Here is a 12,977-nt window from a genome sequence, read left to right as displayed (position 1 = left end):
TACAGAGCCTCTCGCGCAAGGCAAGAGGCCCGGTCAACTGGCCTTACAGCCCTTTTTTCGCCAGCTCTTCTTTAAAGTTGTCGCGGGTAATCAGCACCACGTCGGTTACCGCAGTGAATTTCGGCGGTTCAACGTCTTTTGTCACCCAGTTGTAAAGCATTTCGCTGGTTTTATAGCCGTGAATATCCGGGCTTGGCAGTAAAGAGCCATAGAAACCGGTGGCCTGCGCTTTAGAAAGTTCGTTCACCGCATCGACGCCGTTGATACCGATCCCGATAACGTCAGGCGCTTTAAAGCCCTGGCCTTCGGTGGCGCGCACGCCGCCCAACACTGTGTTGTCGTTCATGCCGACGATCAGCCAGTGCTTAACATTAGGATGTTGAACCAGCATGGAGTTACCGGCGTCAAACGCGCCGGGGATGTCGTTAGATTTGGTTGGCACGCGATAGATTTGTTGCTCCGGGAAACCGGCGGCTTTCAGAGCGTCCATTGAGCCGGTAGTGCGGCGGCGGGCGGTATCCAGCTCGTCGGAAGTAATGGCCATAACCGCGGTATCCTTCACGTCCCAACCGCGTTTCTGCATCTCTTTATAGAGCTCCTGCCCCTGGCGCGCGCCGATTTCGCTGGCCGCCATCATCACCAGCGGTACGCTGTCCATCGGTTTGCCTTTGGCGTTGACGAACTGGTCATCAACGGTAATCACTTTCATATCATAGCCGCGCGCTTTGGCGACAATGGCCGCCCCGAGCTTCGGATCCGGGGTGCAAATGACGAAGCCTTTGGCTCCGCTGGCCGCCAGACTATCTATCGCGTTCAGGGTTTTCTCGCCGTCGGGCACAGCAATTTTAATGACATCGAAACCTAAATCTTTACCGGCCTTATCGGCAAATTTCCACTCGGTTTGAAACCAAGGCTCTTCAGGCTGTTTCACCAGAAAACCCAGCTTAAGCGTCTCAGCCATAGCTGATTGTGACATAACCGCGGCAAGACCGATTGCCGCCAGCGCTTTAGTAAATTTGTGCATGGTAAACTCCAGCTTTAATTCGCTTTTATGTAGGGAATAATAAGTCTTAAATTTTTAATCGGACGAAAAACAAGGCATTAGAAAAATCTCAACGCTGAGTGCCGTTGTTTAAATAGTATTAACCGGAAATTATTTCTCCATACGAGAGCCCAATCACATCGCGGAATTACAGTAATTGCGTGCATATAAACAGCGAAAAATGACATAAAAAAAGCGCTAATTGTCAGACAATTAGCGCATGCCGTAGCAATATTCTCTATATCATCAGCAGAGTTATCCCTGTAGAGATTACCAGCGACAATAAATGTGCTCCGCATGATTGCGAACGGGCGCCTCATCCCCCAATAAACGGGCGGCTACGGTAAACGAAAAGTCAAAAACGTGTCCCAGGCCTTTACCGCTAATCAAATTACCGTCCTCCACTACCGCCTGGTCCACGTACTCTCCGTCCGTAACGTGCTGCCATAACTCTCCCGAACAGACGTAGCGTCGCCCCTTGAGCAGCCCGTTGCCACCGAGCACTCTCGCTGCCGCCGAACAGATCGGACAGATCAGCTTTCCCGCGGTATCGTGGGCCGAAATAAACGCCACGACGTCCCGGCTGGCGGCAAGATTGACGCTTCCCTGCGGGCCGCCGGGCAGAACCACCGCGTCGTACAGTATCCCGACGCGCTCTGTTAGCGTGCTGTCCGCCACCATGGGGATATCGTGATAGCTCACCACCGCGCGCGAATCGGCGCAGGAGAGCAGTTCGACATCGAGGTGTAAGCGACGAAGAATATCAATCACCACAATCGCTTCACCTTCCTCAAAACCCGGTGCCAGCAGCACCGCAACTTTTTTCATTTCCGACTCCTTCAGATAGCCTGTTAGCAATAATGTGTTTACAAAAGCAGCATCTTTTTAAATTAACCTCATCATTTTCTCACTCGCAGGCTACCACAAAATAGAATTATTAATCATTATTTTTAAAACACAATTTCAACAAAATCATTAGAACTACTATCAATTAATGAAGCGCGGAAATAAAAACATTTAAAATCAGCAAAATAAGCTTATATGCGATCGTTAAACATCAGACTTTATTCTTACAAAAGCCCCTCTTTTCAAGATAAATACGGATGTTGTAACGAAATGTAAATATCACTCATTGAGAGTTTTCTTAATTCAAATATGGCGCTATTCTATATTTGTTGAGATAAGAAATTTAATTCAAACGGCTGTGCAGAAATCCTGAATACTATTACTCAGGACTCTCTCTGTGCACCGTAATTTCTAAGGCGACCCTGATGTAGATGCGTCAAGATATGACGCCCGCCCCCTCCAAAGTGAATAAGGATATTTGTATGGTCGTACCAGGAATGGTTCAAAAGCTGAATAACCAGATGAATCTTGAGTTCTATACCTCAAATTTGTATCTGCATTTGAGCGAATGGTGTACTCAGCAACGGTTGAACGGTACCGCCACTTTTCTCCGTAACCGAGCGCAAGCCAGTATCACGCAGATGATGCGGGTCTTTGATTTTATGAAAAAATCAGGCGCCTGGCCCGTTGTGAAAGCGGAAGGAACCTACGGCACTGAATGTTCGTCCCTGGAAGATCTCTTTAGCAAAACCGTCGAAGATTATCAGCAGCGCAGCACGATACTTTCCAGCCTGGCGGAAGAGGCGAAGGCGCAAAGCGATGAATCAACCCTGCGTTTTCTGACGCTGCTTGCTGAAGAGCAGGATCAGGATGGCATGCTGCTGGAGACCATTCTTGAAGAAATCCGTCATGCGAAAAATGCCGGAACCAGCGTACAACAAACCGATAGCCACCTGCTGGATCTGGTCAGTCAACAGCGCGTATAACGCCATGCCGGCGGATGCTTGCCGGCGATAAATCATCAGAACTCGCCTGTTCGGGCCAGCGCTCTCTTTAATCGCAGGTTCCCTGTCCCCCTTCTTTTTCGGCGCTTCGGCGCCGTTTTTATTCCAGAAAAGCATTAAAAACTTTTAACCAGATCTCATTCCTGCTCCGCCGGAGGAATTAGCAGGGTATTGGTGATCTGGATCACGTTTAAAACTACGGATTGAGAATATAAAAACAGTGTTTCAAAAATTTAAAACACGGAGTTTACTTTAATGGCAAGATATACGGCTTCAGCCCCACAGGGGCTGCAGGGAAGACCGATTTTGTTACGCCATCAGTTAGCCTACGGCGGCGGGAATTTACTGGGAAGCGGCGCACTGGCGATCAGCGGCGCATGGCTGCTCTATTTTTATACAACCTTCTGTGGGCTAACGCTGATCGAAGCCTCCTTTATTTTTTCCGTCGCCAGCATTATCGACGCAATTAGTAACCCGCTGATGGGCTATCTCACCGATAACTTTGGCAAAACGCGGCTGGGTAAACGCTTTGGTCGTCGCCGTTTCTTTTTGTTGATTGGCATTCCGCTGATGATGTTCTACCCGCTGCTGTGGGTAGAAGGCCTCGGCTTTTGGTACTACCTGTGCACCTACGTCGTCTTTGAAATCATTTATACCTCGATTATGGTCCCCTATGAAACATTGGCGACCGAAATGACCGACGATTTCTCACTGCGTTCGAAGCTTACCGGTTATAAAGCGATTTTCGGCAAACTGGCCAACTTTCTCGCGGCATTTATCCCCGGGCAGTTCATCCTGCTTTATGGTAAAGAATCCGCCACCCCGTTTTTTCTCACCGGGCTGACCTACGGCGTTATTCTTATCGTGGCCATCTCCTGCCTGTGGTACTGCAGCTGGGAGCGTCCCCGCGAAGAGGAGATAAGCAAGGGAGAGAAAAAGGGTCTGTTCAATACTCTGCTCATGCTGGCAAAAGATATGCGCTCAACGTTTTACCTGCGCGTATTCCGCAAACACCTGGGTATGTATCTCTGCGGCTTCGGCGCCGAGTGGCTTTTTGCCTCGATCTTCACCTACTTTGTTATATTCGTGCTGCAGCACGATCCGGCGATGGTGGCCGGGCTTAACAGTCTGAACTCCATCCTCCAGCTGGTATCAACGGCCCTGTTTATTGGCCTGTGCGTGAAGAAAGGCTTCAGTAAGCCGTATATTCTGGCGCTGAGCGTGGTTATCTTTGCCGTGCTGCTCTACACCTCGCTGTGGTTCTTCCACCTGCCTTCAAGCCTGGCCACCGTCCTGATGTTTGGCATCACTGTGCTGTTCGGTCTCGGCACCGGCGGCGTGTACTATATTCCCTGGACCGTTTACACCTTTTTGGCGGATGTCGATGAAATCTATACCGGCCGTCGCCGCGAAGGGATCTATGCGGGAGCCATGACTTTCTCCGGTAAAATTTTGCGCTCGATTATCGTCTTTTCCATGGGGGCGATCCTCAGCTTCTACGGCTTTCAGTCGAAAGCGCATACGCAGCCAGAGAGCGCGGTCACCGCGATTGCGGTGGTGTTTTGTGCGGGCGTGATTCTGCTGGCGCTGGCAGCCATTGTGTTCAGTAAGCAGATGAAACTCGATCGCAAGGCGCATCTGGTAGTGCTGCAGGAAGTCGCGCGTATTAAAGCTGGCGGTAAGATCGCCGATATCGCACCGGACGTTCGCCTTGTCGTTGAAGATTTAGTCGGCCACCGGTACGAAGAGTGCTGGGGCAACAGCAGGCTGTTTAAAGATACGCAGGAAGGCGCCGTTCAAACCGCCGTCTCCCACTAACAGGTGATAACGCCCCGCTATCACAATGATGGCGGGGCTGACGCCGCTAGTGCGCTTCTTCCTGCGGGGTGAATTTCAGTTCAATCAGCGCGATGGCCTTTTGTACCGCCCGCAGGGTCACCGGGTCAGCCGATGCCGGGTGGCTGGCAAAATCGATGGCTTTCAGCTGGGTGGTCATTTTTTCGCGCACCTCGACGGGGGCGATGACGTCGATGACGTCAAGGATCTGTTTGATAACTAACTGGCAGGCAACCACGTCAGAGACCAGCTCGTCGTGCTCGGTAAGATGTTGAGACATTTTTCACTCCTTTTTTCAGGAGCGTAATAGTACCCTAAATCCCGGGATATAAAAAAACCTGCCGCAGCAGGTTTTTTTATCAGAACATAGCGCCAGGCGGTACGTCTTTGAAGGTTTTGCAGTAGTTTTCGAACATGCTCTTCAGGATTTTGCGCAGTTTCATGGTTGACTCCATTTTTGTTATGCAGGTGTTAATGCCCTGATGGTTATAATATGACTTGCATCACAAAAATCAACCTAAATGTGCGCTAAATCACCTATTTTTTACCAAAATAATTTAATTTTTAAACAAAATGAGCAGAGCCGGATAGTGAAGAGCCGAACGCTCCGGACCAATCTGCGCTCTCTTTGCTATGGCAGCGACACAATAATGAGTACACACACCTCTTCCAGGGACGACCGTTCTTTTTCAGCACCTGCGCTGCTGGTGGCTGGCGCCTTTTTTATGGAGTTTCTCGACGGCACGGTGATAGCCACCGCCCTGCCCGACATGGCGAAAGATTTTGGCGTGACGGCGGTCGACCTCAATATCGGGATTAGCGCTTATCTTATTACCCTTGCGGTTCTGATACCGGCCAGCGGCTGGATCGCCGATCGTTTTGGCGCGCGGAAAATCTTTACTCTCGCGCTGGCGATTTTTACCCTGGCGTCGGTATTTTGCGGGCTGTCGACCAACGTCGATGTGTTCGTCGCGATGCGTATTCTTCAGGGGATAGGCGGCGCGCTGATGGTGCCCGTTGGCCGGCTGGCGGTACTACGTACCACACCGAAGCACCAGTTGATTAAGGCGATTGCCACCCTGACCTGGCCGGCGCTGGTCGCGCCCATTATTGGCCCACCGCTGGGCGGATTTATCACCCGCTACGCCAGCTGGCACTGGATCTTCTTTATTAACGTGCCGCTCGGGCTTATCGCTATCGCCCTGTCGCTGCGTATCATTCCGAATATTCGCGAAGATGAGCAGCGCCCCTTCGACCTTTCCGGCTTTGTTGCCACCTCGGTGGCGATGGTTAGCCTGGTCGCCGCCATGGAGCTGCTCGGCGATCGCCAGCCTCTGGGCTGGCAGACGCTGGCGCTGCTGGCGTTGGGCCTGGGCTGTATGCTCTTCGCGCTGCGGCACTTCCGCCGCACCAGGTGGCCGATGGTGCGCCTTGATGCGCTCAAGATCCCCACCTTCCGGGTCACCATGTACGGCGGTTCCCTGTTCCGCGCCTCTATTAGCGCCGTGCCGTTTCTGCTGCCGCTGCTTTTCCAGGTCGGATTTGGTATGGACCCCTTCCACTCGGGGCTGCTGGTGCTGGCCGTGTTCGTCGGCAACTTAACCATCAAGCCCCTCACAACGCCGCTGATCCGCTGGCTGGGCTTTCGCCGCCTGCTGCTGATTAACGGCGCATTAAACGTTTTGTCGCTGCTGGCCTGCGCTTTTTTAACGCCGCAAACGCCGGTTTGGCTGATCTTTGTGATTCTCTATCTTGGCGGGGTCTTCCGCTCTATCCAGTTTACCGGCATCAGCACGCTCGCGTTTGCCGATGTGCCTTCCGCGCAAATGAGCTACGCCAATACCCTGTTCAGCACCGCGTCACAGCTGGCCGTGGGGCTGGGCATCACGCTCGGCGCGATAGGTATTCGTCTTGGGGAAACGTTCAGCGAATGGTTTACGCTTTCTCACCTGCCGGGCATCAGCTTCCGCCTGTCGTTTATTTTTATCGCGCTGATTTGCCTGGTCGGCATGATTGATAGCCTGCATCTGGCCAAAGAGGCGGGTAGCAGCGTATCGAACAAAAAGAAGTAGCCAAAGAAAAGGCCAGCAGCGCTGGCCTTTAGCATCTCATCATGATGGGATATTAACCGACGATCTGGCGCACAAACGCTTCGATCTCTTTATCCTGGCAGTTCTCAAAGAAGCACTGCTGGAAACGAGGGCCAGAAACGGCGGTTTTCACCAGCTCCGGATCGATCGCGCGCAGCGTATCCAGATAGTTTTCCTTAACTACCGCCGCTTTTACCGCGTTCAGGATCCCGGCGTTACGCACCTGAGGCTCTTTACGCTCCGGCGGATAACCTTCACCGTTGCGGCCGGTAAAAGCTTTTTCAAAGATAAAGCGTACGTTCAGCTCTGCGCCCCAGCCAAAACCCTTCGCAAACGGCAGAGAAAGCGCGTTACCGTTGTTGATCTGCGCAAACAGGAAGGCATCCGCAGGGTCGATACAGTAGCCGCATACCACGCCAGGGTGAATATTCAGCGACATCAGCGCGCCCTGCCCGGTACCGCAGCCGGTCACCACAAAATCCACCGCTTTCGAATTCAGCAGGATGCTGGCCATGATCCCCAGATGAATATAGGTCAGGTGATGATCGTTTTCATCGCTCATACCGACGTTGTAAACCGGGAAGCCTTTTTCTTCAGCAACGGCGTTTAACTCATTGAGGATGATGGCGTTTTTGTTCGCCTGGCTGTTTTCCATCATCAGTGCGATTTTCATGCTTTACTCTCCTGAATGCTCTGCGGGCACTCCCGCGATAGTTCGTTAGCGTTGCTATGAACAATACTACCTTACGAACATACTTTCAAATTTTATGAAAAGTTGTTTTATAAATTGCATCTCGCCTCACACTTTTGACTTCCGTCCCCGGCTGGTACGGCATCCCCCCCACCCTTACCCGCGTCAGGCTAATCCCGCCGCGGCCGCCGGGCGGGTCTATTTTCACCGCTAAATTAGGCTCAACGATTTTTCGCATGGAATATTAAATTAAAACCATTCTCATTATTTTTAAATCGCCAATGCGTGTTATTCCCATTTGCATTATTAATAAATGATTTTATTAATTTACTTTTTGCAAATAAATTAATAACAAATTATAGTGAGCGCACAATAATCCTTAATTCTATTTTCCCGGAGCAGCCTGATGCTAAAAACTGAAATGATCGACAAGCTGAATGCGCAGATGAATCTCGAACTTTATTCCTCTCTGCTTTATCAACAAATGAGCGCCTGGTGCAGCTACCACAGTTTTGAAGGCGCCGCCGCGTTTCTGCGTCGCCACGCGCAGGAAGAAATGACCCATATGCAGCGCCTGTTCGACTATCTGACCGATACCGGCAGCCTGCCCTGCATCACGGCTATCGCCTCACCTTTCGCCGAATATGCGTCCCTGGATGAGCTATTTCGCGTCACCTACGAACATGAACAGCTGATTACGCAGAAAATTAACGAACTGGCCCATGCGGCAATGACCAGCCAGGATTATCCGACATTTAATTTCCTGCAGTGGTACGTTGCTGAGCAGCACGAAGAAGAGAAACTGTTTAAATCCGTTATTGATAAATTGACCCTTGCCGGTAAAAGCGGTGAAGGTCTGTACTTTATTGATAAAGAGCTGGCAACGCTCGATACACAAAATTAATCATTACGGCAGCGACGCCCGGCGTTCGCTGCCGTATGAGTATTAATGGCGGCAAATTTTACTTTCGTGCGTATTAAATCCTTCCTCAGCGGCAATAAATTTGCCTTTTTTCTGCAAAAACGCCACCAGCTCCGCCGCGCTCAGATTTTCCGCCGAGCAGGTATGGAATCGAACCTCTTTCCCAAAACGGTCGATAATCGCCGCTTCCAGCGTAGCAACAGTGTAAGACTCGCCTGATGAAATCATCATTTGCAGCACTTCGTGACCATGAATCGATGGCATAACCCCTCCCGTAAAGGCCGAAGAATAAACCAGCCAGAGCGGCGGATTCTTGCGCCAGCGCAGCTTTCGCGCAAACCCCTGGCATCGTAAAGTTATCATTACACTCCCTGTAACCCTCATTTGACGAACTCACTGATTTCACATACTCTGCGCGGCATAATTAATTGTGTATTCCGTGATGGATAGAGAAAAGCGTGAAGAACCGCACTCTGGGTAGTATTTTAATCGTTGCCGGCACCACAATCGGCGCAGGGATGTTAGCGATGCCGCTGGCCTCGGCGGGCGTGGGTTTCGGCGTAACGTTTGGTTTGCTGATAACGCTGTGGGCGCTGATGTGTTATACCGCCTTATTGCTGCTGGAAGTGTATCAGCACGTGCCGGCTGATATGGGACTGGGGTCGCTGGCCGCGCGCTATCTCGGCCGCTACGGGCAGTGGGCTACCGGTTTTTGCATGCTGTTTCTGCTGTACGCTCTCACCGGCGCCTATATTAGCGGCGCCGGCGAGCTGCTGGCCTCCAGCCTCAACCAGTGGCTGGACTGGCGACTGCCTCCTGCGGCAGGCGTCCTGATTTTTACCGGGTTCGGCGGGACGGTAGTGTGTATCGGAACCTCGCTGGTCGATCTTTTTAACCGCTTTCTGTTCAGCGCAAAAATTATCTTTCTCGCCATTATGCTGGCTCTTCTGCTGCCGCATATTCACCAGGTAAATTTATTGACGCTGCCGCTACAGCAGGGACTGGCTCTGTCAGCGATTCCAGTGATTTTTACTTCGTTTGGTTTTCACGGCAGCATACCCAGTATTGTGAGCTATCTGGGCGGGGATATTCGCAAGCTGCGTCGGGTATTTGTCATCGGGAGCTTTATTCCCCTGGTCGCCTATATTTTCTGGCAGCTGGCGACGCTCGGCAGCATTGACTCTCCCGTCTTTACCGCGCTGCTGGCAAAAAATGCCGGGCTTAACGGGCTGCTGGAAGCTATCCGCGAAGTGGTCGCCTCACCGCACGTTGAGCTGGCGGTGCATCTGTTTGCCGATCTGGCGCTGGCGACGTCATTTCTCGGCGTGGCGCTTGGGTTATTCGACTATCTGGCCGATCTGTTTCAACGCCAGAACAGCGCCGGTGGACGGATACAGAGCGGCCTGATTACCTTTTTGCCCCCGCTGGCGTTCGCGCTATTTTATCCGCGTGGCTTCGTGATGGCGTTAGGCTATGCGGGCGTCGCGCTGGCCGTGCTGGCGCTCATGCTGCCTGCGCTGCTGGTCATGAAGAGCCGCAAACAGCATCCTGATGCAGCATGGCGGGTCGCGGGAGGCTCAGCGGCGCTGTGGCTCGTCCTGCTCTGCGGGATCGGCATCGTCGCGATCCAGTTCGCGATTGCCGCAGGCTTGCTGCCCGCGGTGGGGTAAAAAGAAGGGGGCCATATTGGCCCCTTCTTTTATTTGGCTAAACAGCACTGCTTATATTTCTTACCGCTGCCGCACGGGCAAGGATCGTTGCGCCCCACCTTCGCCTCATTCCGGATGGGCTGCTGAACTTCCGCCGGTTGCGCGTGCTCAGTCCAGTAGTTATAAAGCGCCAGGGCGGCAGGACGAATTCGCTCAACGCTGGCGACAAACTCTTCCGCGGATAATTCATCAAGCGCCTCAAATCGCTCCTCGGTACCGTGCAGGGCAATCACGTCCAGCTCCGCCTGCAGCTCAGCCGGCAACGCGGACCAGTCGCTCAGCCCCACTCCGCGCATATAGCCGAAGCACCACTCTTCAACAATCGTGAGCTCCTGTCCTTCCTCTTCGCGGCTGCCGAACATCGGTTCGAACTGTTCGGGATAATCGCTCAAGCGCTCGGCAATATCGCTCATTTGCTGCAGCGTCAGGTTCACAAAACGATCCCGCTCGCGATCGTTGGCCCAGCGCGGCACGTTATCCGCTCCGCCCCAGATAGCAAGCAGCCACTGCGCGGGTTCAATCTCCGTCGGCCCGGAGAGAATGGCCGTCAGCAGCCCATCAAGCTCGGCAACGTCCATGATGGTGCCTTCTACCGCGTATTTCGACAGGATATCGTCCAGCCATTCAACTTCGCTTTCGTTCAGGGGTCCAGTTTTCATAAACAGGCTCATCGTCGTAAAAAATGGCGCTTACAGTAGCGGAAATAGCGAGAGAAAACCACCCGGCTACTCAAGGTTCAGGCTGCGCAGCGTCTCAGCAATCTCACGAAAGGCATCCGGCGAAAGCGGTAGCAGGGGACGCGGCAAACAATCCTCACCGCACAGACCGAGGATCGTCGCCGCTGCGGCAGTGACCCGCAGGCTTCCGCCATACTTCCTGTAGAGCGTCCACAGCGGCTCCAGCCTGGCGCTTATTGCCTCCGCCAGCTGAGCCTGCCCCCGCGTCGCGGCCGCCGTCAGCTCTTTGGCGACGTGCGGGAACAGGCCGCCGCACACCGAATACCAGACTTCGCAGCCGGCGTTCAGGCCATCGGCCGCGCAGGCGTCTCCGCTAATCCCGATCGTCACCTCAGCCGGTAGCTGCCGCCGCAGGCTCTGAACGCGCCGTGCGACGTCATTTTTAGCGGGGCCCGGTATTTTAATTGAGGCGATTCCCGGCAGCGCAGCGATCGCGCCTTTAAGCGCATCCGAGGTCGTCACGTGCGTGGTCACGGGATTATCGTAAACGCAGACGGGCACGGAGACTTCGCGGGTGACGGTCTGGTAAAAAGCAAAAATCTCCTCTTCCGTCAGGGGCTGATAGGCGATTGCCGGCAGGAGCAGCGCGTTGGCGCCAGCCCGCTGCGCATCCTCTGCCAGTCGAAGGACCCGATCGGTCCCCAACGCGCCGATCCCTGCCATAAGCGGCACCGCTCCGGCATGCGATTTGGCCTGTCGGATAACCTGCATTCTCTGCTCGCGGCTGAGCCAGGCATAGCTTCCCGTGGAACCGAGCACGCCGAGAGCATCGACGGCAGATTCGGCGAGGCGAGTGACAATCCGGGCAAAAGCCGTTTCATCAACGCCATGCTGATGTAACGGAGTCAGAGGAAAAGCGCAGAGGCCAGTAAACATTTCATCCCCACTTATTGAGATAATGATAGATTGCCGACACAGAGTAACAACAGATGCGGGTTTTGTCCTATGACAAAAATGAATGAGGTGGGGCTGAGGTTCAAAAGCGAGGTTATGGCAATACAAAAACAAAAAAACCACCCGTAGGTGGTTTCACGACACTGCTTATTGCTTTGATTATTCTGCTTTTATCCCAATGGTACCCGGAGCGGGACTTGAACCCGCACAGCGCGAACGCCGAGGGATTTTAAATCCCTTGTGTCTACCGATTCCACCATCCGGGCTCGGGATAGAAATTGGAGGCGCGTTCCGGAGTCGAACCGGACTAGACGGATTTGCAATCCGCTACATAACCGCTTTGCTAACGCGCCTTAATGCTTGAACACCCGCTGATGCCGATGTTGTAAACTGGAGCGGGAAACGAGACTCGAACTCGCGACCCCGACCTTGGCAAGGTCGTGCTCTACCAACTGAGCTATTCCCGCATCATCAAGCTAATTTGCTAATTACTTGATTTTGTTATCGTCTGTCAGACAGTGCTGCCGTTCGATGCGTTGCATTCTACTTACCTGGCGCAATGAGTCAACGATATTTTTTAAAACCTTGTGTTGTTTGCTGAAAATTGCGCCGAAACGATCACTGATCAAGCAAATCGCCGCGCGCAGCGTTCAAATACTGCAGCATGGACCACAGCGTCAGCACCGCCGCCACGAGGAACAGACCAATCCCCGCCCATTCAACCCAGATATTTGGGCGCCACAGCATCCACACCAGCGCGGCCATTTGCGCCGTGGTTTTGACTTTGCCTATCCATGACACCGCCACGCTGCTGCGCTTGCCCAGTTCGGCCATCCACTCGCGCAGCGCGGAGATAATAATTTCACGCGCGATCATGGTGGCGGCCGGTAACGTCACCCACCAGGTATGGTAATGCTCGGCAACCAGTACCATCGCAATAGCCACCATGACTTTATCCGCGACCGGATCGAGGAAAGCGCCAAAACGCGTGCTCTGATTCCAGCGACGCGCCAGATAACCATCAAACCAGTCGGTCACCGCTGCGACGAAGAAAATTAGCGCACAGGCAAAAGGGGCCCAGGTAAACGGCAGATAAAACGCCAGTACAAAGAACGGGATAAGAATGACGCGAAACAGAGTAAGCAACGTAGGGATATTAAATTGCATAGTAACGGGTAACTATCTGTTGTAAGTAAAAATTAGCCC

14 protein-coding genes and 3 tRNA genes are annotated in these 12,977 nt (G+C 53.0%); 5 read left to right on the top strand and 12 right to left on the bottom strand.

The genetic code is table 11. From position 1 onward, the window contains the following. Window positions 1-43: 43 nt before the first annotated feature. Window positions 44-1,024 (bottom strand): arabinose ABC transporter substrate-binding protein, encoded by a 981-nt coding sequence (locus tag F8562_RS17465; RefSeq protein WP_004852174.1) that lies wholly within the window; start codon window positions 1,022-1,024, stop codon window positions 44-46. Between the two features lie 288 nt (window positions 1,025-1,312). Beyond that, a complete protein-coding gene (locus tag F8562_RS17460) occupies window positions 1,313-1,870 on the bottom strand; it encodes a DJ-1/PfpI family protein (RefSeq protein ID WP_014229865.1) in 558 nt (185 codons plus the stop codon). Window positions 1,871-2,370: 500 nt separating this feature from the next. Between F8562_RS17460 and F8562_RS17455 the strand changes: the two genes are divergently transcribed. Continuing rightward, a complete protein-coding gene (locus F8562_RS17455; protein ID WP_004852178.1) occupies window positions 2,371-2,874 on the top strand; it encodes a non-heme ferritin-like protein in 504 nt (167 codons plus the stop codon). Window positions 2,875-3,198: 324 nt separating this feature from the next. Further along, entirely contained in the window at window positions 3,199-4,710 is a 1,512-nt protein-coding gene (locus F8562_RS17450) for an MFS transporter (protein ID WP_014229867.1), read from the top strand. Between the two features lie 46 nt (window positions 4,711-4,756). On the opposite strand, the gene F8562_RS17445 is transcribed toward F8562_RS17450, so the two are convergent. Both F8562_RS17445 and azuC read right to left on the bottom strand, forming a co-directional pair. Next, on the bottom strand, window positions 4,757-5,008 hold the full coding sequence (locus tag F8562_RS17445; RefSeq protein ID WP_014229868.1) for a DUF2766 family protein: 252 nt from the start codon (window positions 5,006-5,008) through the stop codon (window positions 4,757-4,759). Window positions 5,009-5,087: 79 nt separating this feature from the next. Next, the gene (gene azuC, locus F8562_RS17440) at window positions 5,088-5,171 is read right to left on the bottom strand and encodes a stress response protein AzuC (RefSeq protein ID WP_014229869.1); all 84 of its coding nucleotides are present in this window, start codon (window positions 5,169-5,171) and stop codon (window positions 5,088-5,090) included. A 207-nt stretch (window positions 5,172-5,378) separates the two neighbouring features. On the opposite strand from azuC, the gene F8562_RS17435 reads away from it, so the two are divergent. Then, the gene (locus F8562_RS17435) at window positions 5,379-6,800 is read left to right on the top strand and encodes an MFS transporter (protein ID WP_014229870.1); all 1,422 of its coding nucleotides are present in this window, start codon (window positions 5,379-5,381) and stop codon (window positions 6,798-6,800) included. 52 nt (window positions 6,801-6,852) lie between these two features. Here the strand turns inward: F8562_RS17435 and F8562_RS17430 are convergent, their stop codons facing one another. Continuing rightward, the gene (locus tag F8562_RS17430; RefSeq protein ID WP_014229871.1) at window positions 6,853-7,491 is read right to left on the bottom strand and encodes an RpiB/LacA/LacB family sugar-phosphate isomerase; all 639 of its coding nucleotides are present in this window, start codon (window positions 7,489-7,491) and stop codon (window positions 6,853-6,855) included. 424 nt (window positions 7,492-7,915) lie between these two features. On the opposite strand from F8562_RS17430, the gene ftnA reads away from it, so the two are divergent. Then, window positions 7,916-8,413 carry a non-heme ferritin gene (ftnA, locus tag F8562_RS17425; protein WP_004852185.1) on the top strand — a complete coding sequence of 166 codons (498 nt, stop codon included), beginning with the start codon at window positions 7,916-7,918 and terminating at the stop codon, window positions 8,411-8,413. A 42-nt stretch (window positions 8,414-8,455) separates the two neighbouring features. On the opposite strand, the gene F8562_RS17420 is transcribed toward ftnA, so the two are convergent. Continuing rightward, window positions 8,456-8,695, bottom strand: coding sequence for a YecH family metal-binding protein (locus F8562_RS17420; RefSeq protein ID WP_004852186.1), 240 nt, complete (start codon window positions 8,693-8,695; stop codon window positions 8,456-8,458). Window positions 8,696-8,889: 194 nt separating this feature from the next. Here F8562_RS17420 and tyrP point away from each other — a divergent pair, with 194 nt between their 5' ends. Continuing rightward, window positions 8,890-10,101, top strand: a complete 1,212-nt coding sequence (gene tyrP / locus F8562_RS17415; protein ID WP_014838845.1) for a tyrosine transporter TyrP — start codon at window positions 8,890-8,892, stop codon at window positions 10,099-10,101. A 29-nt stretch (window positions 10,102-10,130) separates the two neighbouring features. On the opposite strand, the gene F8562_RS17410 is transcribed toward tyrP, so the two are convergent. The 6 genes from F8562_RS17410 to pgsA form a co-directional block, all read right to left on the bottom strand. Then, on the bottom strand, window positions 10,131-10,799 hold the full coding sequence (locus tag F8562_RS17410; protein WP_014229873.1) for a YecA family protein: 669 nt from the start codon (window positions 10,797-10,799) through the stop codon (window positions 10,131-10,133). Window positions 10,800-10,865: 66 nt separating this feature from the next. After that, on the bottom strand, window positions 10,866-11,753 hold the full coding sequence (locus F8562_RS17405; protein WP_014838847.1) for a dihydrodipicolinate synthase family protein: 888 nt from the start codon (window positions 11,751-11,753) through the stop codon (window positions 10,866-10,868). A gap of 197 nt (window positions 11,754-11,950) precedes the next feature. Beyond that, window positions 11,951-12,037: transfer RNA gene (locus tag F8562_RS17400), tRNA-Leu, on the bottom strand. A gap of 13 nt (window positions 12,038-12,050) precedes the next feature. Further along, a tRNA-Cys gene (locus F8562_RS17395) sits at window positions 12,051-12,124 on the bottom strand. 38 nt (window positions 12,125-12,162) lie between these two features. Further along, window positions 12,163-12,238, bottom strand: a tRNA-Gly gene (locus F8562_RS17390). Between the two features lie 151 nt (window positions 12,239-12,389). Beyond that, on the bottom strand, window positions 12,390-12,938 hold the full coding sequence (gene pgsA / locus F8562_RS17385) for a CDP-diacylglycerol--glycerol-3-phosphate 3-phosphatidyltransferase (protein WP_004122100.1): 549 nt from the start codon (window positions 12,936-12,938) through the stop codon (window positions 12,390-12,392). Window positions 12,939-12,977 lie beyond the last annotated feature (39 nt).

It is taken from the genome of Klebsiella sp. RCJ4 (assembly GCF_009025755.1).
In the GTDB taxonomy this organism is placed as follows: domain Bacteria; phylum Pseudomonadota; class Gammaproteobacteria; order Enterobacterales; family Enterobacteriaceae; genus Klebsiella; species Klebsiella michiganensis.
The sequence above is the reverse complement of the archived record's forward strand: the minus strand, read 5'-3'. Positions and strand labels throughout refer to the sequence as shown.

Excerpts from the sequence above, each read along its gene's own strand:
- F8562_RS17465 (WP_004852174.1), bottom strand. The coding sequence starts at position 1,024 with ATGCACAAATTTACTAAAGCGCTGGCGGCAATCGGTCTTGCCGCGGTT.
- F8562_RS17460 (WP_014229865.1), bottom strand. The coding sequence starts at position 1,870 with ATGAAAAAAGTTGCGGTGCTGCTGGCACCGGGTTTTGAGGAAGGTGAA.
- F8562_RS17455 (WP_004852178.1), top strand. The coding sequence starts at position 2,371 with ATGGTCGTACCAGGAATGGTTCAAAAGCTGAATAACCAGATGAATCTT.
- F8562_RS17445 (WP_014229868.1), bottom strand. The coding sequence starts at position 5,008 with ATGTCTCAACATCTTACCGAGCACGACGAGCTGGTCTCTGACGTGGTT.
- azuC (WP_014229869.1), bottom strand. The coding sequence starts at position 5,171 with ATGAAACTGCGCAAAATCCTGAAGAGCATGTTCGAAAACTACTGCAAA.
- F8562_RS17435 (WP_014229870.1), top strand. The coding sequence starts at position 5,379 with ATGAGTACACACACCTCTTCCAGGGACGACCGTTCTTTTTCAGCACCT.
- F8562_RS17430 (WP_014229871.1), bottom strand. The coding sequence starts at position 7,491 with ATGAAAATCGCACTGATGATGGAAAACAGCCAGGCGAACAAAAACGCC.
- ftnA (WP_004852185.1), top strand. The coding sequence starts at position 7,916 with ATGCTAAAAACTGAAATGATCGACAAGCTGAATGCGCAGATGAATCTC.
- F8562_RS17420 (WP_004852186.1), bottom strand. The coding sequence starts at position 8,695 with ATGCCATCGATTCATGGTCACGAAGTGCTGCAAATGATGATTTCATCA.
- F8562_RS17410 (WP_014229873.1), bottom strand. The coding sequence starts at position 10,799 with ATGAAAACTGGACCCCTGAACGAAAGCGAAGTTGAATGGCTGGACGAT.
- F8562_RS17405 (WP_014838847.1), bottom strand. The coding sequence starts at position 11,753 with ATGTTTACTGGCCTCTGCGCTTTTCCTCTGACTCCGTTACATCAGCAT.
- pgsA (WP_004122100.1), bottom strand. The coding sequence starts at position 12,938 with ATGCAATTTAATATCCCTACGTTGCTTACTCTGTTTCGCGTCATTCTT.